The 15,629-nt window shown below is 40.7% G+C and carries 21 protein-coding genes; 11 read left to right on the forward strand and 10 right to left on the reverse strand.

Annotated elements, in window-relative coordinates; translation table 11 throughout:
• Positions 1-29: 29 nt before the first annotated feature.
• From H6G75_RS20790 to H6G75_RS20820, 7 genes are all read right to left on the reverse strand, one after another.
• Positions 30-1,097 (reverse strand): hypothetical protein, encoded by a 1,068-nt coding sequence (locus tag H6G75_RS20790; protein WP_190981915.1) that lies wholly within the window; start codon positions 1,095-1,097, stop codon positions 30-32.
• A 253-nt stretch (positions 1,098-1,350) separates the two neighbouring features.
• Entirely contained in the window at positions 1,351-1,611 is a 261-nt protein-coding gene (locus tag H6G75_RS20795) for a hypothetical protein (RefSeq protein WP_190981916.1), read from the reverse strand.
• Positions 1,612-1,712: 101 nt separating this feature from the next.
• Positions 1,713-1,937, reverse strand: coding sequence for a hypothetical protein (locus H6G75_RS20800; protein ID WP_190981917.1), 225 nt, complete (start codon positions 1,935-1,937; stop codon positions 1,713-1,715).
• A 79-nt stretch (positions 1,938-2,016) separates the two neighbouring features.
• A complete protein-coding gene (locus H6G75_RS20805; protein ID WP_190981918.1) occupies positions 2,017-2,310 on the reverse strand; it encodes a hypothetical protein in 294 nt (97 codons plus the stop codon).
• A gap of 284 nt (positions 2,311-2,594) precedes the next feature.
• The gene (locus tag H6G75_RS20810) at positions 2,595-3,290 is read right to left on the reverse strand and encodes a hypothetical protein (protein WP_190981919.1); all 696 of its coding nucleotides are present in this window, start codon (positions 3,288-3,290) and stop codon (positions 2,595-2,597) included.
• Positions 3,291-3,371: 81 nt separating this feature from the next.
• Positions 3,372-3,989: a Uma2 family endonuclease gene (locus H6G75_RS20815; protein ID WP_190981934.1), complete on the reverse strand. Its 618-nt coding sequence runs from the start codon at positions 3,987-3,989 to the stop codon at positions 3,372-3,374.
• 12 nt (positions 3,990-4,001) lie between these two features.
• A complete protein-coding gene (locus tag H6G75_RS20820) occupies positions 4,002-4,409 on the reverse strand; it encodes a hypothetical protein (protein ID WP_242051596.1) in 408 nt (135 codons plus the stop codon).
• A gap of 30 nt (positions 4,410-4,439) precedes the next feature.
• Here H6G75_RS20820 and H6G75_RS20825 point away from each other — a divergent pair, with 30 nt between their 5' ends.
• Positions 4,440-4,760: a hypothetical protein gene (locus tag H6G75_RS20825; protein WP_190981940.1), complete on the forward strand. Its 321-nt coding sequence runs from the start codon at positions 4,440-4,442 to the stop codon at positions 4,758-4,760.
• Positions 4,761-4,831: 71 nt separating this feature from the next.
• Here the strand turns inward: H6G75_RS20825 and H6G75_RS20830 are convergent, their stop codons facing one another.
• A complete protein-coding gene (locus H6G75_RS20830) occupies positions 4,832-5,359 on the reverse strand; it encodes a hypothetical protein (protein ID WP_190981920.1) in 528 nt (175 codons plus the stop codon).
• Between the two features lie 260 nt (positions 5,360-5,619).
• Between H6G75_RS20830 and H6G75_RS20835 the strand changes: the two genes are divergently transcribed.
• Both H6G75_RS20835 and H6G75_RS20840 read left to right on the forward strand, forming a co-directional pair.
• On the forward strand, positions 5,620-5,928 hold the full coding sequence (locus tag H6G75_RS20835) for a hypothetical protein (protein ID WP_190676483.1): 309 nt from the start codon (positions 5,620-5,622) through the stop codon (positions 5,926-5,928).
• A gap of 68 nt (positions 5,929-5,996) precedes the next feature.
• Positions 5,997-6,233: an N-acetyltransferase gene (locus tag H6G75_RS20840; protein WP_190981921.1), complete on the forward strand. Its 237-nt coding sequence runs from the start codon at positions 5,997-5,999 to the stop codon at positions 6,231-6,233.
• A gap of 218 nt (positions 6,234-6,451) precedes the next feature.
• Here the strand turns inward: H6G75_RS20840 and H6G75_RS20845 are convergent, their stop codons facing one another.
• Positions 6,452-6,778: an XRE family transcriptional regulator gene (locus H6G75_RS20845; RefSeq protein WP_242051597.1), complete on the reverse strand. Its 327-nt coding sequence runs from the start codon at positions 6,776-6,778 to the stop codon at positions 6,452-6,454.
• 236 nt (positions 6,779-7,014) lie between these two features.
• Between H6G75_RS20845 and H6G75_RS20850 the strand changes: the two genes are divergently transcribed.
• The 8 genes from H6G75_RS20850 (at position 7,015) to H6G75_RS20885 (ending at position 15,552) form a co-directional block, all read left to right on the forward strand.
• The gene (locus H6G75_RS20850; RefSeq protein WP_190981922.1) at positions 7,015-7,776 is read left to right on the forward strand and encodes a hypothetical protein; all 762 of its coding nucleotides are present in this window, start codon (positions 7,015-7,017) and stop codon (positions 7,774-7,776) included.
• Positions 7,777-7,874: 98 nt separating this feature from the next.
• A complete protein-coding gene (locus H6G75_RS33090) occupies positions 7,875-8,633 on the forward strand; it encodes a DNA-damage-inducible protein (RefSeq protein ID WP_242051598.1) in 759 nt (252 codons plus the stop codon).
• A gap of 15 nt (positions 8,634-8,648) precedes the next feature.
• On the forward strand, positions 8,649-9,626 hold the full coding sequence (locus H6G75_RS33095) for an ArsR family transcriptional regulator (protein ID WP_190981941.1): 978 nt from the start codon (positions 8,649-8,651) through the stop codon (positions 9,624-9,626).
• Positions 9,627-10,415: 789 nt separating this feature from the next.
• On the forward strand, positions 10,416-11,942 hold the full coding sequence (locus H6G75_RS20865) for a hypothetical protein (protein ID WP_190981923.1): 1,527 nt from the start codon (positions 10,416-10,418) through the stop codon (positions 11,940-11,942).
• A gap of 127 nt (positions 11,943-12,069) precedes the next feature.
• A complete protein-coding gene (locus tag H6G75_RS20870; RefSeq protein ID WP_190981924.1) occupies positions 12,070-12,861 on the forward strand; it encodes a hypothetical protein in 792 nt (263 codons plus the stop codon).
• 302 nt (positions 12,862-13,163) lie between these two features.
• Complete coding sequence (locus H6G75_RS20875) at positions 13,164-13,580, forward strand: RICIN domain-containing protein (protein WP_190981925.1); 417 nt, start codon at positions 13,164-13,166, stop codon at positions 13,578-13,580.
• Between the two features lie 304 nt (positions 13,581-13,884).
• Positions 13,885-14,025 (forward strand): hypothetical protein, encoded by a 141-nt coding sequence (locus tag H6G75_RS20880; protein ID WP_190981926.1) that lies wholly within the window; start codon positions 13,885-13,887, stop codon positions 14,023-14,025.
• Between the two features lie 90 nt (positions 14,026-14,115).
• Positions 14,116-15,552: a bifunctional UDP-sugar hydrolase/5'-nucleotidase gene (locus H6G75_RS20885; RefSeq protein ID WP_242051599.1), complete on the forward strand. Its 1,437-nt coding sequence runs from the start codon at positions 14,116-14,118 to the stop codon at positions 15,550-15,552.
• On the opposite strand, the gene H6G75_RS20890 is transcribed toward H6G75_RS20885, so the two are convergent.
• Entirely contained in the window at positions 15,529-15,618 is a 90-nt protein-coding gene (locus H6G75_RS20890) for a hypothetical protein (RefSeq protein ID WP_397331879.1), read from the reverse strand. The genes H6G75_RS20885 and H6G75_RS20890 overlap by 24 nt on opposite strands.
• Between the last annotated feature and the right edge of the window lie 11 nt (positions 15,619-15,629).

Raw genomic sequence — 15,629 nt, forward strand, 5'->3', positions numbered from 1 at the left:
ATGAATTATTCTCACTGCATTGCATTTTTTCATCGGAACTTAAACGCACTAACAGTTGCCACCGTCAGCCCAACGTCAGAGCTTGCCAGTTGTTGCAGATTGCGCTGCTCATCTAGAAGTTTGGCTCTGATGTCGTCCATTTTCTGCTGTAGTTGCGATCGCCCTTCACCACCCAGATTCTTAGATTCGATATCTGGGTCGTTGACAATGGAATTCAAATGCTCCATCATCGACTGCAAACTACCACCAGCTTCCGGTGACGCATTCGCCAGCAAAACCTGTACCTTCTGGAGATGTTTCTGCATTTTTTGCTTGAAGCGTACTGGCTTTCGTCCGGGTTCCCAATCAGCCAACTCTTCTAACAACTGCGCGGCGAGTTGTTCACCTCCAGCGATCGCCGCTTCCTTGAGCCGTTGTTCTAGGTTTTGGTCGTACTGTTGAATGAACTGGGTGATTTGGTTCAAGCATTCGGCTTGTTGCTGGTTCAACTGTTCAGATAATGCCGGGATGATCATGGGGCGACCGATAATCACTTGCAAACAATCTTCTAACTCACTCAATGTCGGGAATGCTCTCAACAGATTTGCTTTAACTTCTTGTTGCTTGTCTTGTGGTAGTTCCCAAGTGTTCAACGAAATAAAGTTTTCGATGCGTTGCTGATAATCTTCTAAGCCTTGCTCGTACTCATCTTTTAACTTGGCTCGAAGTGCTGGCGCGATCGCATCTCTAATGTTAAGCAACTGACTCCAGACCAGGGGAGCCAAATCAATCGGGCAAATCCAATCACCGTTGTCAGATGTCATCCATTCCTGGACAGAAGCGATTTCTTGCCTGAGTTGACTTGCTGCCTCATTTAAAGCTTTGAATACTTTAATACCACGCAAGCCTACTTCAGAATTCGTTACTTTAATCAGGTCGGATTCTGTGCCAGTATCTTCAGATTTCAACACGTCTGCCCATTTTGGTGCTGCACTTATGGTGCTGTTTTTGATTCTGATGCTAAAGCGAATACGGGTTTTATTTAATTTGGAGAAATTGATTCTTTCAACAGTTGCATTTTGCAAGAATGTTTCATCTGCCGCAATTGCTTGTACCATTTTTCAGTACCTATTACTAAGTTTTCTCTCAATCATCAGCGAAGCGCATCAACAATTCGCAATTCGCAATGGGCTAACGCCCCGCTCCGCTAACGCAATTCGCAGTTATGATTAGTAGATATTTAAATCCTTTGTGCCATTGCTAACCATTGCATTAATTACTTGAAACCAGCATTTTTAAATGCTAATCTATGTTTAATTATTCAATTGGATACTTCGCACTTTAATTGCGAATTGCGAATTGCAAATTGATTTATAGCAACCCCATCTGCACTACAGTTTGCTCCTTCAGAGGCTCACAAGTCATTCCCTCGACTTCCTGACATCTAATCCACAACTTTGTAGAATTCAAGAAAATCTCTGATGTCTTTCGTTGGTTTGGTAGGGGTGCAAATACGTACTTGCTATTCTTGCCACTGCCATCAGTTCGCACGTATCTGTATTGCACACAATCAATTAAATAAATTTTCGATTGATTCAGTGTTTTTGGATCAAAAACTGGTTTTAGTTCCATGATTTATTCTCCAATTCGAGATAATACCCATTTTTTGAATTCAAAATGCAAAATTCAAAATTCAAAATGAAGAATCAGGAAGATTTTGAATTTTATTAATTTTAAGTACAAACCCCCATTAATCTCTTTAATTTTGAATTTTGAATTAATAATTTTGAATTCCCGAAGGGGTTGACCTTGGCTATCTCTTTTGTTATCAAATCTTGAATCACAGTTTGGCTAAAAGTTAGTTCTGACAATCTAGCTTTTCCTCCTCTGTTCTTGAGAAACAGCAGACAGGCATTAGAATTATCAGCAGACTTCTTAGTGCTGGTTTTGGTTTTCATATTCTTGATGGTTGAAGTTGTTTGAGGTAGGAATTCAGGAGTTGTGAGATTGAAAACTCCTGAACTCTTGGGATTTGTTCTAGCTGTAAACTTGCAACGATGGGGCTTTCCGTTTCAAATTCCCCTGTCCATCATCACCATTAGTTGTGATTGTTGGACTTTTGCATTCAGAAGAATTGCAAGTGAAATCCCAATGATTAATCTGCAATTTTCCTCGATGCTCTACCAGCACAATCTTGTTTTTGTACTTGGGGTCTTTGCTGCTAATAGTGAAGGCATCACCCAAAGCATAGAAACCAGTCGAAACAAAGGCGCGTTTATCAACACCCATTAAGGCATCCCAGGCAAGTTGTTTTTCTTGTTGCTTGTTCATTGAGTTCACTTGAAGTTATCATTGCAGTCTTTGCGAAGCGATACTGCTTATGCCACAATTGCCATTGTAGTTGAATCGATTTCCCGAAGGGATCGCTTATTAGTTCAATAAGCGATTGCTTTGGGTTTAGTAGAAGTAAGAGACTGCTACCAAAGCATAATTTTTGGCAATCAAAAAGCGGTCTGCTGTTAACAAACCGCCTCTCCTCTTGGTATGTTGTATTAAAATCTGGAATTTTGTTGATTAAGACGATATTTTAAAACTTCGCCTTGTCCTGTCGTGACTTATTTTGACAGATGATCTACTAGTGACCAATTCATCATCAATTCTTGTTCATCTTGGTTGAGATTATCTTGCTCTTGAAGAAGAGTTTGCCAATTAGTAAGAAGTCGAATGGTTTTTTGTCTGAATTCGTTGGTTTCTGGGAGTGTCCACAATTCAATAAAAGCTTGACGTTGTGTTTCTCCTTTGCCTAAAATCCTTAACCATAATGTTTCTGCTGTCATAGGTAACTTGTCAATGGCTACTATAACAAGTCGAAAAACATTCGGCAGAAAGTAAATTCCAGTCGGCCAGTTTTTGAGATTTAATTGTGCGCCAAAACCGTCGAGCAGTTTACCTGAAGCTGATGGTACTACAATCCATAAACGAGGTAAATCATCGTCATCTAAAGCTTTACCTTCTGCTTCTGCCCGATCATTTAAAGTAGAAAAGACGCTGAGAAGTTTGCGAAGGCAATTTCGGACATCTGTTTCATCAATTTGTTCACAATAAACTTCTATTGCACAATCACTCTGAGTAACTCTCTGGAGCAATTTAATTGAGTGATTTTCGGTTTGAGTTGTTTGTTTCGAGAAAAACAGAACAATTCCCCGCCGTTCCTCATCCGTTATTAAACCACTCAGTGCTACATTACCCAATGGTGAAAGCAGGTATTCAAGGTAATGTTCAACGAATTGACTGTAGAATCTTTGGGTCATCTTTTGATAAGTTGTTAATTCACTTTTCCTCAAAAAATACTCAAAAACCGATGTTTGGAAGGTGAAAGTAGGTATTTTTAGTTAGGATTCTCCTAAAGCAGCCCGAAAAATTTGTTCGGCAGTCAAACTTAATTCTGGAAAAGTCAGTGATTGAATCCGATCACTGCCGCGAAACTGAGTGATTTGATATTCGCCTTCAACTAGCGTGTAAACTGATATTGTCGGCTGTTTAGGGCTACCAATAAACCGCTTTCCACCTAAAGCTGCATAGTCAACAATCCAATATTCACCAATTCCCATTTCTTCATATTCAGCAAACTTTAAGAAATAGTCATCACGCCAGTTAGTACTGACCACTTCCACGATTAATGGAATTGACTCTGCTTGAGAAACAGTAGATGATTTTTTCCAAAGTGGTTCATTTACTAAATTAGGAAGATTCAATACTAAAACATCAGGAATATAGCCAGACTTCTTATCTACAGCTTTTACTAATGCTTGGCTAGGAATTGTATGAGCCAGATTCCGAAAGCGAATTTCAAAGTTAAGTTCTCTAATCAAAAATGCCCTTACCAACTCATGGTCGCCTGTTGGTTGCATTTCAACTATAACTCCTTTGTGTAATTCATATCGACCATTTTCTGGTTTCCATTCCAGAAACTCTTCAAAAGTGACTAGCTCGACTAAAGGTTGAAACATCATCTTGCCCCTTTAATGCTGGAATTCTGGTTTAAGACTACTAGAATTTAGTAATCTCAATACTTCCTTTACACCTGTGTTTAAATTGTGGATGTTAGCTTTTATGTCGCAAATATCTGCTTTAACTTCCCGCATATCAGATGCAAGTCCCATAGCCAAGCTCAAGGTTCGAGCGATTGCTACTTGAGATGTCCCAATCGTTCCTGCCTGTATTTTTAGATTGGCTACGCCCTCTGTCAATTCATTCAGGCGTAGGTAAATATTGTCAAATCTGCTGTCATCGGCCATCTGCTTACCTTTACTGTTTTTCGCGTCTACTGAATATTTTAAGCTGCCAAAGATTGCCTTTGGGCATCGCTCGTCGCGCTCGCTGGCAAATACCAATTTTATGCTGACATCGTTCTTAATTCTGTAACCCATGCTGATTGCGAGAATTTCGGGTGTAAACTAATGTGTACTGTTTCAGTAGTTGAAGTTGTTTTTATGACCTTCCAAGAACTTCAAACAGGCGATTATTTCCGCATCTCAGGGATAACTACCCCTTACGTCTACAGAAAAGCCAGTGATGACTCTTGCAGCTTAAACGATACTTTGCAGCCGATTCGTTCTCATACGATGGTGAAAAAGCTCACTGGAACTGAACTTATTGAATTTTTAGGACAACAGCAACCGGATTCTCAACCAAAACGTAAACCCACTATTCGGTTAAAATCTCGACCTGTTACCTCAAGAGAAAAAGCTGGCGTTACAAAGTATGGCATCATCAGTTAGATAAACAAATGTCTTGATGGCAGTATTTGGGGCGATCGCATAGAGAACCTGCAATCGCCTTTTCCTCTCAGTTACGCCGCAACCAACTCTTGCGCTGGCTCATACTCCGCTAACATCAGCCATTCTTCACGAGTTATTTGATCAAACGGCTTATCCAGCAAATCCAGACCCTCGCCAGGGCTTTCCGGCTGCGGCGGTAAAGACTGGACGTAGCAGTAAGTACCTTTTTTGTAGACGATTTCTTTCAAACGCTTGCCGTTGTGATATATGCCATCGTCGCAGAGTTCGTAACCTAGAACTTCGCAAGCTTGGGCAATCTCAGCCATGATTTCATTCCCCGTTGTAACGATTGGGAGTTCTTCTTTCTGCAATGGCAGAGTGCCTCGTTTGTAGTGCCAAGAAATATTATCAAAGCACTTCTGCCACCAGCTTTTACGAAATACTTCTTGGTTGTTGACCTCGACTACCCAAGGTTGCGTTAAGTCTTTGTGATCATAAATAATTCGGGCAATTAGCTTTTGTCCGCAGTAGATTTCGTGTTCGTAGAAGTCGATTTCTACTGATGTTACTTGCTCTGTCGTTGTTGCTTGTGGCATCATTGAATTCTCCAGTAGTGGATAAAAAGGCGATCGCGGACTTTGGACGGTGCAGCGATCGCCTTTTGATTTTGGATATGAATTACGTTGTGGGGAACCACAACACACTCATCGAAATTTAGCGAAGCGTTATATTGAGATGTTCACGCATTATCAGCCGTGAGCTAAAGTTACTCCCTTGATTTTTGATTTACAGTAGAAATAAGCATTGTGCTTGGATTTGGAGATTACTGGCAACTACTGATTTACAAAGGAATGTCAAGATGACGGACGCAACAATCGAAGATATATACAGACGGCTCAATGCCTTGACTGAAGATGTCAACAACTTAAAAATCCAAGCCGGAACCATTGGTTCTACTCAAGTGGCTGTTGCCCAAACTCTTTCTTTGGTGACTGCTCTAACATCAGAGGTGCGAGAGCAGAAAACAGACATCAGACAACTTAAAACTGATGTCAGTGAATTAAAAACTGATATGAGAGAAGTCAAAGCTGACTTACGCCAAGTAACAAATGACGTAGCAGAAATTTTGCGTATCCTGCGCGATCGCAATGGTGGTAGTGGATTGTAAAAGCTCATGCTAATCCGTTCTGCTACACCAGATGATATAAGAGCAGTTTTCAATGGTGTCCAAGATTTGTGCTTTACCGCTTGCAGGAATATGCGTTTATTTACGATTTGTGGGTAGAGTCAGAATACCACCAAAAAGGTATCGCCCGACAGATGGTCATGCTGTGTGTAGAGCGTTTTGAGCAAATGGGAATCAAGCAGATTCGATTAGATACAGCAGTCGAGAATGAAAACGCCCGAAAGTTGTTTGCATCCTGTGGTTTTCGCTTCAGTAATATCGAAATGCTCAGAGAAGTTAAATCTTAGTCAAAAAGGCGATCGCAGTTTTATGAGGACTGCGATCGCTCCCATCGTGTTTTTCTACAACCCGTCGGTTGCTGCCCGTTTAGCGCACCTGTGTCCCCTTTCCCTGGATTTGCGACTCGTCGGCTATTTAGTTTTCAAGGTTCTGAATGCTGATGCAACTCTTTTACCGTTCAGGTGGCGGCAGTTGCTATTCCTTTGCCTTGATTACTATAGTGCAACTAAAAGTTACGATTGTCAACCCCTAATTGCACAATTTTGGTTTCTTTCAAACACAATAATTCAGCTAATGTACAGTTAAATACCTGACAAAGCCCTGCCACAAGCTCAGGGGAAGCACCTTTAACATCGGAATAAGTCTCCATTCTGTGCAAATATTGGCGAGAAATTTCAACATCATTCTCGGCAAGCTTTTTAGACAATGCCATCAATGGCATCTCACCACGTAACGAGCGCATTTTCTCCCCACGCTCCTTTGTCCATTTAATTGACCCCACCTCACTTAGTGGTAGCATTACAACCTCTTCTTCTTTTTCTTGCCTTGCCATATTATGCAATATTTAGTTGACAAATTCAATAGTTATCTGCAACTATTAGTATCAGGGCAAAGCACAAGCGATCGCCACTTGACCGATATAGAAAAAAGTACCGTTTGATCGCTCAGAGTAGCGGGTGATGAGTAATTATCACTAGCCTACAACTTTTCATTACAGAACTTAAGAAACTCCAGGCGGCATCCTTGCAATGCAGCGACAGTTCCGTGCATCAAAAATTCGGAGGAACTATGGACGCGATGACATTTCAAACCAAGGACGAATTAGGATTTTGCACTCGCCAAAATGATGGAGTAAGTGGAATGACCGTTACCGCTCTAGCTAATTTTTGCGGGACAGAACAACACACCATCACTCAGTTGCTCAAAAAAATTCGTGATTCCGATTTCAAAACGAACGAACTTGCAGAATGCTTGAAGCCCTTTGCCAGCAAAGAATTACGAACTTCACTAAATGACAGTTATGGAACAGTATTAGTCGGTTTTGATGCTTGCAAAGCAATCACTAAATATTTTGCTTGTACTGCTAGAAAATACAAAGGTAGAAACATTGCCAGAATGAGATTTGCACAAATTGAGGCTTTGTTGTCATACGGTTTAACAGTAAGTGAGGCATTAAACACAACAATTGAAAATACCAAGAACCTAAAAGTAAGAGCAGATTCTCATAAACGTATTTTTAAACAAGGTACTCAAGGCACTGAACGTAAAATTCAAATGCGTTTTGAGAAGGAATTGAAAGGAAAAACGAATGTAATAGTACCTACTGGTTACATAGACGTATTAACTTCTACAGAAATTATAGAAATAAAACAAGCCTCTGATTGGAAATACGCAGTAGGTCAAGTAACGTGCTACGCCCTATACTACCCGTCACATCAAAAGCGATTGCATTTATTTGGTGATACTCACGAAAAATTCCAACAGTTAGTACAAGAGTGCTGCTTGAAATTAAATATTCGTGTGACTTGGGAAGAAACGCTCACAGAATAAACACTGCTTTTCAAAAATGAATGGTACTGGCAGATATACCAAAAAGCCAAAACTGCTAATACTTCTCAAATTTATTAATTACTATCAATAGCAATTTTATGACACTAGAATTCACGTTTGAACTGGCTCAAAAGTTGCACAACAGCAACCAGATTATAGATTTTGACTGGGCTTGGTCAGTGCTGGGATATAGCCGAAAAGATAGTGCCAAGCGAATGCTGACTGGATACTTTGAACAAAACTTCGATTATTTCGTACAACTTCCAGATGAATCGCCCCAAGCCTTACCCCATGATATTTTCCACATTGATGTGGAAAACTCAAAAGCAGGTAGACCAGTCGAAAAAATTTATTTGACACTGGAATGTTTTAAAGAAATGGGGATGCTGTCTAAGAGTGAACAAGGTAGACAAATACGCAAATACTTTCTGCAATGCGAAACCATTGCAAAAGAATCAGTCAAGCTAATTCCTCATCTGCAACAACAAATCCAGGAATTACAACAAAATTTCGCAGACCTCCAAGCCCAAATCCAAAACTTGTTACCGCCCTCAGCCGATTTCATGCCCCCCGGTTGGGATGCCGAAGTTTGGCGGAAGCTCCCTTCGCAGGACAAACGACACTTCAGGTTCTTGTACCGCCGCCGCAACTTCCGACCATCCCAAGAGAATCAACCGTTAGCCCTTCCTGCGGCCACTGTTGAGCAAATGAAGGAACGGCAGAGGGCTGAGGTTGAACAATTGGTTGGGGAAGTGTCACCCGAAGAGAAACAGCAGTTTCAGGCTGCGAAACGCCAGAAGCTCAGGGAATTTTGGTCGCAAGCTTCAGACGAAGAACAAAAAGAAATGCCATTTTAGACAGTGGGTAAAAGTATGAGCAAACTCCTAATTGATGGTCAGCACGCACTCTATTCTCCCGCACTTGCATCTCAAATCGGACGTAGTGCGGCCACTGTTTTACAGCAAGCCCATTACTGGATGAGTATCAAAGGCGGTAAAACAATTGATGGCGTGAAATGGTTTTGGAAAACCTATCCACAATGGGCAGCAGAATTGTCTTTGTCTGTTAGCACCGTCAGACGAGCGATCGCACTCCTGAAATCATTGGGGTTAATAACAATAGAAAAACTGTCTGCCAAAACTTATTACCAAGCGAACTGGTACACCGTTAACACCCAAGCTGTACAGCTATTCCTCAATGAACAAATGGATATGCCTATAATGCAACCATCTATGTGTTCACAACAAGCAGATGATATCAAAGAGTTCACCCCTGAAAAGTTCTCTTCACAACAACACGCTGCTGCTGAGGAAGAAAAAAATGAAGGGGAAGAAAGCCAAATCTCGGACAATGAACCCGAATCGGTTTGTTTAACTTCCCAGCCAGAGCAACTCCAAATCACTCGCTTCGTTGATGAACAAGAACAGGATGACTCAACTAACGACAAAGACCCTCATGAAGACGAACTTTCCGGGGTGGAGACTAAAGCTGATTTTAGTGTGTCTAAGCAGGAAATTGCGGAGATTTGTAACGAGTTGAGGCGTTTGCGGATCAATCCTCAGCCTTGTTTGGGCGTGATCAAGAAGCATTGGGAGAATGTGCAAGGTGCGATCACTAGGGTGAAGGATGCGATCGCTGAAGGTTGGTGTGACAACCCGACTGGACTGTTTATTAACTCGTGTAAGAGTGGGGCTAAGGGGAAAAATACTGTGACCGCAGATGTGAGTGCATGGTTCGAGTGGGCGAGGCGGCAGAGAATCGTGCTGGCGATGTCGGGTAATGTCGTGTATACGCCGGATGGGGCTGCTGTTGAGTTGCGGGAGATGATGCGGCGGTTTCCTTGGAAATAATTAGAGGCTGTAGTTTAAGGCTATATTAATCAATCAAAGTGAGTATTGATTAAGTTCAGTATATTGAGCTATTAAAACAGTTGACATACATTTATCTTAAGTTATAGTTTATATAACCTATATAGCTTGATATTTGATTGTCTTTAGCAATCTTAAATCATGTTTCAATGACTACTGAGCTAATCGTCACTTTATCTTTCTAGACTCGTTGGCTATATTGGCGTTGCGGTCTTGAGTAAATAGGAACAACTTTATCTGATGTTAGACAAAAACATCGGACTTTCATTTGTAAGAGAATATAATTACATATTATGTACTGACAAGCAGCAATACTTACTAGATTCCTAAATATGTAGTGAAATATAATTGTTGAGCAAGTAACGTGAGGGGGAAACTTCACCAAAGCTTAACCTTGTTCCATCTTTTCACACTAGCTCTTCAGCCTATCAAAAGCGTGGCTCTTTTCACAAACTGATTGCCTAAAGATTTTTCTCTTTAGCAAACAACGTATACATTTTTCCACAACTGACATAAAAAAGAGACCTGGTTGCACATCCATAATCACTTACGAGAGTGGACGAGAATCGATATTGAAAGTCATCTGAATCCATCGGATTTAATCATTGAGAATCAAAGTAGAAAAACTGCTGAACGTCAGATGTGGAAAATCCTTGCATCTGTGCAAAATTATTGGGGCTGACGCACCCTAAAGTTAATTTGATTATGACACTTGCGTAAGTCCTAAAAAATTATGGAAATTTATTAACTTCAAACATAGGAAGAGTAGCAATGCCGACGAATCAAGAATTAGAAGCACAAGCCTGCCAACAAGCACGCCAGGTTTTAAGTAAACAGCCAAATTTTAGTCAACTAGACCGCGAACAACAATTTGAACAGTACAAAAGTTTAGTTAGCACTATCTATAATCAATTGCTTGAGCAAGAACGAGCTAAAGAAATACAAAGCCTGGATGGACAATTAGCTGCCCAAGGAAAATCAGTTAATGCGGATAGCGAAACCGCAGGGGCGATGAGCCTGGATATTAGCCAGCAACAGGGGTTAGTTGATGTAGTGAGAGCATTTACCGTTGAGTCGGGGAGTACATGGGAGGATGCGAACCATCCTTTATTACAAACTTTTTCGGCTATGACCAATTTAATGCTAGAAAGCCCTAAATTACTGTCAGTGGAGGCTTCATTAGATAGCAATTGTTCAGATGTCCATTACAGTACCCGCCATTTCAGTCAGGGGTTAGCTGCGCCGACCCAAGTGCCGGATTTTGAGCGGGCGGATGGGGTGCGGTTGCAATTTGCCAATATCAGACCGCAAATGATTCGCGGACGGACGAAGGCACTGTATCGCTGTGACGCGGATGTGGCTTTTCCTTTAAATGTGGATACGCCTCGGACGATTAGCAGGGGGGAACTGCACCTATTAGTTACCAATGCAACGACTTTGGAAATTTTGATTGAGGATAGATATCAGGTCGAGAATGTCACCTCTGGCAGGTTAGCCGCAGTACCAAGACTGAGTTGGCGGCAGTTGTCCAAGTTGAAGCCCAATGAAGATTATATTGTTTCTGTGGCTTTGGTGTGGGTGGGGAAATCGAGAACCAGTTACGGCCAAAAGCGGCTGGGCAGCAATACGACGCAATTGGTTAATTTTACCAGGGAATATTGCTTTGACCGCATAGGTAATGCTGGGGAGGTAATTCCCCTCAACGATGTGGAACAGCACCGGGGTTACTGGCACAAGGTTTGGCACGGCAACTTTACGGGAAATATGCGGCGGATAACCTGGGATTGCAAGTATTACTTTGCCCTGGAACCAGAACGCAAGAGCAACGCCAGGATGGAAACGGTGAGTATTGTTGATGACCAGGATTCTACTCTCCAATCAGGGCGGATGAAAACAGGGTTAATTCTGAGTCCTTATGAATTGAACGATTTAATCGGGCAAATTTCCAGCTATCCCCAACTGGAGGAAGCAGAATTGGTGGCGCTGATGTCTTCGGAATTTAAAGATAGTTTTAGTCAAGTGGCACAAAACAAAGTGCAATTTGAAGGACATCAGGGGGATGCAGTGGCACTGTGGGCGTACCCGGAAATGAAGTTACAGCAAGTGGTACTGAAAAAAGTGGAACAGACTGATGGAAATGGGCAGGTGATGCAATTGTCTGAGCATTTGGTTTATTTTCCAGTTCCTACCGTGGCTCACTTTATAGGGAAAGGCTTGAAAGTCCCTTTCGACAACCCTATATCAACCACCACCATCAGCCTACAACCCAAGCATAGGGAAACTAATAATAGACGCTAAAGCAGTAACAAATATTCCACTCGAACCGAATAACAATATCCTTACCCTTTAGCCCAAGTCATCAACAAACTAACTGGTAGATTACACTGTTACTATCGGTTCTTCCTTCGATGAACAAAATCAATGTATGGAAAAAGAAAAGCAACAGGAAGAGGCGATCGCCCAAACACAACCCGTTACTGTACCTGTGCTTCCTTTGTTCGACGAGTTAGACAAACGTCTGGAAACAGAGAAGCACAAAGCAGAAGCGATTTCTTCAGCACAAGGTGTAAGAGAACCAGAAGCTAAACCTGTCTCTGTTACAGTCTTACCTTCATTTGATGAGTTAGACAAACGCCTGGAAGCAAAAAGGCAACGAGAAAAGGTGAGCGAGCATCAACAAGTGCTAACCGAGTCAGCCGTCAAAACTGTTACTGTTACTGCAATTCCCTCATTCGATGAGCTAGACAAACGCCTGGATGAGAAACAGGAGAGCATTCCGGTAGTTACGCCTAACTCAGAAAGCAATTTTACTGCTCAATTGGCAGAACTTGTCTTAAAAGAGAAACCAGAGTTTACATTAAAAGATTATTATGAGGCGTGTGCTAATGTTAAAAACATAAAGACTCCTCAGTTAAAAGAAATGATTGCTCCATATGAGGATCTCAAAGCTCATTTAAATATAATGCAAGAAGCTAACCCTTGCAGAGATCATGAAACCGTTGGGCAATGGTGGAGAGCATTACATCCAGAAAAAAATAAAATAGTGAGTAAAGAAAAAGAAATTCAAGAAGCAATGTTCAAATTTTATCAAGCAATATTTACATTAAATGGATGTGAAGCCCATCAGTTACCTAGTGATTGGACGAAATACGTAAAAATATTATCTATACAACAGTTTACTCGAACTCCATTAAATACAGTCAAGTTTGGTAGTTAGTCTAAATTTGGATTTAGAGTATCTTGCAAATTGTTTGTTGGATTAAATTGAATTTTCTAGATTTTAGACTATCAAATCTCTAATTTGCTGTGGTGTTTTAGCATCTAATCATCCGCCGTTTTGTACAAAATTAATGCCGATATTTTGATTCTTGAATTCTTTTTTTAATGCTGAATTCAGGGCAATATTGCACTGTTTAAAATTCAAATTTTTACAAAAATTAAATGTGAATTTTTGTATCAATTTTCTTGAATTAAATATATAGTTACTAAGGTATTAATGACCATTCACCTATTAAAAATATGACAGACAATTCAGAGCCGATTCCGTTCAATATTATTCACAGAGAATCTGGAAAATACCTAGAAGCTGCCGGAAAAACAGTTCGCGTAAGCCCTCGGAACGATGGAGAGCGTGACAAACAAATATGGTTGTTTTACTCAATAGATGGAGGAAACTATCTTCTACACCCAGCGTCAAGAGAAGCTTTAGATGCTGGAGGTAACAGAGAAAATGTCTATACTAACCCACTTAATCAAGACATATCTAACCCAAACCAATATCAAATCTGGAGACTACCTCCTCCCGGCAATTTCGGTTCAATTGTTCACAAGACAGATGGTAAAGTTTTAGATTCAGATGGAGATAAAGTGATCATACAAGATCACAAAAGTGGTAGTAAAAATCAGCATTGGATAATACAACCAGCCGAGTTCTAAATATTCTCTTACGAGCATATTTGAGAAGTAAGAAAGCCCTCGTAAGGCAGGGCAAACAGGGCGGCCGCATCATGTCAATAAGCCTAAAGCATTCTCAATAGTCTTAAAAATAATCGCATTAAGCCATGTTTATTGACAAAGATTTTAGCGATCGCTTTGAGGTTTGGACAGTGGTTCAAATGATAAATGCTGATTTTTCCGTTGATTCTCAATTTCAGTAGTGGCTAAGTATACTTTAGATGGGTTCGCCCTGCAATTACCACTGTTACCGTCAATAACGGGAGAACGGGGCAGTAAATAGAGAATGCAGCTAACTGAAGTGATGAAGATAGCGATGGCTTCTCTACGAGATGCTGCGCGAACGCCAACACCAAGGGCGAACGCCTTTTATGGTAGTGGCTACAGAATGTTGAAAATGATTCCGTTAATGGAGCGATCACAATAAAATTTTCTTCTTCCTTGTAAGGTCATTCTGTAAATTGTAAATCATTCTTTAGAGTAGGAGTTTTTCAAGCTAAATATGAAAATGAAACTGATGAATCAGGGTTGCGCTGTAGTTATACAGACATTATTAACAATAACTTTAACTAATCCGGTATTGGCAGAAATCGTTAATATTAACTTGCTGCAACTCAACGATATCTACGAAATTACTCCTGTGGAAGGGGGAAATCGTGGTGGTTTAGCGCGTGTTGCCACACTCCGAGAACAACTTTACAGAGCTAATCCCCGTACCTACACCATCCTTGCAGGTGATGCTTTTAGCCCTTCAGCTTTAGGAACTGCCAAAATTAATGGTACACCTTTAGCAGGTCAGCAAATGGTGGCTGTAATGAACAGCTTGGGGCTTGACTATGCAACTTTCGGCAATCATGAATTTGACATACCAGAAAACCTCTTCTATCAACGATTGCAAGAATCTCGGTTTCGCTGGGTTTCTAGTAATGTATCTGATAGTACAGCACAACCATTCAAAGGCATTCCTCGTTCAATAGTATTTAATGTCAAAGGCGATCACGGTGCTATGGTTAGGGTAGGCTTAATTGGCGTTACCCTTAGTAGTAATCAATCCAATTACGTCAAATACACAGATCCGATTACAGCAGCCCAACAAGAGGTTAGTAAGCTCAAAGGGAAAGTTGATATTATAGTTGCAATTACACATCAATCAATTGAAGATGACCGCAAACTAGCCGAGAATGTACCAGAAATAAATATTATTCTTGGTGGTCATGAGCATGAAAATATCCAGCTATGGCGGGGTCGGAACTTCACACCTATTTTTAAAGCAGATGCTAATGCACGTACAGTTTACGTTCATCAATTGAGTTATAACACTACCAAAAAAAGCTTAAAAATTAATTCCCAGTTAGTACCAATTACAGATGAGATTCCTGACGAACCAAAAACGGCAAAGATAGTTGAGGAATGGGTAGAACGAGGTTATCAAGCATTTCGCAAACAGAGTTTTGAGCCAAAGCAAGTGATTGCGAAACTAGACTTTGCTTTAGATGGTTTTGAATCTAGTGTCCGTAATAAATCCACAAGGCTGACTGAGTTAATTGCCCAGGCAATGTTGCAAGAAGTACCTGATGCAGATTTAGCTGTATTTAATAGTGGTTCTATTCGGATTGATGATGAGATTCCACCAGGAGAAATTACCCAATATGATGTAATACGGATACTGCCTTTTGGTGGTAAAGTTGTGTCTGTAAAAATCAAGGGTGATCTGTTGCAAAAAGCATTAGAGAAAGGAGAAAATAACAAAGGTACTGGGGGTTATCTACAAACAGCCAAAGTTAGTCAACAAGCAGATTCCAGAAATTGGTTAATTCAAGGTAAACCTATCAAATCAGACTGCTATTACAAAATTGCTACTGTTGATTTCTTAATCAGTGGTAGAGAACAAGGATTAGAATTTTGGCTCTCCCAGACTAGATATGTTAAATTAACAACAGAAATACCAATTTAGTAAAACCCTTCTTCTAAAATTATTAAAGTTAGTTAAGCCATAAGCCCTGCGTTTAATGAGCTTAATCTTCTGATTAA

This window comes from Nostoc sp. FACHB-280 (genome assembly GCF_014697615.1).
In the GTDB taxonomy this organism is placed as follows: Bacteria; Cyanobacteriota; Cyanobacteriia; order Cyanobacteriales; family Nostocaceae; genus Nostoc_B.

Excerpts from the sequence above, each read along its gene's own strand:
- H6G75_RS20805 (WP_190981918.1), bottom strand. The coding sequence starts at position 2,310 with ATGAACAAGCAACAAGAAAAACAACTTGCCTGGGATGCCTTAATGGGT.
- H6G75_RS20815 (WP_190981934.1), bottom strand. The coding sequence starts at position 3,989 with ATGTTTCAACCTTTAGTCGAGCTAGTCACTTTTGAAGAGTTTCTGGAA.
- H6G75_RS20880 (WP_190981926.1), top strand. The coding sequence starts at position 13,885 with ATGCAGCTAACTGAAGTGATGAAGATAGCGATGGCTTCTCTACGAGAT.
- H6G75_RS20885 (WP_242051599.1), top strand. The coding sequence starts at position 14,116 with ATGAATCAGGGTTGCGCTGTAGTTATACAGACATTATTAACAATAACT.
- H6G75_RS20830 (WP_190981920.1), bottom strand. The coding sequence starts at position 5,359 with ATGATGCCACAAGCAACAACGACAGAGCAAGTAACATCAGTAGAAATC.
- H6G75_RS20825 (WP_190981940.1), top strand. The coding sequence starts at position 4,440 with ATGTGTACTGTTTCAGTAGTTGAAGTTGTTTTTATGACCTTCCAAGAA.
- H6G75_RS20820 (WP_242051596.1), bottom strand. The coding sequence starts at position 4,409 with ATGGGTTACAGAATTAAGAACGATGTCAGCATAAAATTGGTATTTGCC.
- H6G75_RS20800 (WP_190981917.1), bottom strand. The coding sequence starts at position 1,937 with ATGAAAACCAAAACCAGCACTAAGAAGTCTGCTGATAATTCTAATGCC.
- H6G75_RS33090 (WP_242051598.1), top strand. The coding sequence starts at position 7,875 with ATGACACTAGAATTCACGTTTGAACTGGCTCAAAAGTTGCACAACAGC.
- H6G75_RS20810 (WP_190981919.1), bottom strand. The coding sequence starts at position 3,290 with ATGACCCAAAGATTCTACAGTCAATTCGTTGAACATTACCTTGAATAC.
- H6G75_RS20795 (WP_190981916.1), bottom strand. The coding sequence starts at position 1,611 with ATGGAACTAAAACCAGTTTTTGATCCAAAAACACTGAATCAATCGAAA.
- H6G75_RS20865 (WP_190981923.1), top strand. The coding sequence starts at position 10,416 with ATGCCGACGAATCAAGAATTAGAAGCACAAGCCTGCCAACAAGCACGC.
- H6G75_RS20870 (WP_190981924.1), top strand. The coding sequence starts at position 12,070 with ATGGAAAAAGAAAAGCAACAGGAAGAGGCGATCGCCCAAACACAACCC.
- H6G75_RS20845 (WP_242051597.1), bottom strand. The coding sequence starts at position 6,778 with ATGGCAAGGCAAGAAAAAGAAGAAGAGGTTGTAATGCTACCACTAAGT.
- H6G75_RS33095 (WP_190981941.1), top strand. The coding sequence starts at position 8,649 with ATGAGCAAACTCCTAATTGATGGTCAGCACGCACTCTATTCTCCCGCA.
- H6G75_RS20835 (WP_190676483.1), top strand. The coding sequence starts at position 5,620 with ATGACGGACGCAACAATCGAAGATATATACAGACGGCTCAATGCCTTG.
- H6G75_RS20850 (WP_190981922.1), top strand. The coding sequence starts at position 7,015 with ATGGACGCGATGACATTTCAAACCAAGGACGAATTAGGATTTTGCACT.
- H6G75_RS20790 (WP_190981915.1), bottom strand. The coding sequence starts at position 1,097 with ATGGTACAAGCAATTGCGGCAGATGAAACATTCTTGCAAAATGCAACT.
- H6G75_RS20875 (WP_190981925.1), top strand. The coding sequence starts at position 13,164 with ATGACAGACAATTCAGAGCCGATTCCGTTCAATATTATTCACAGAGAA.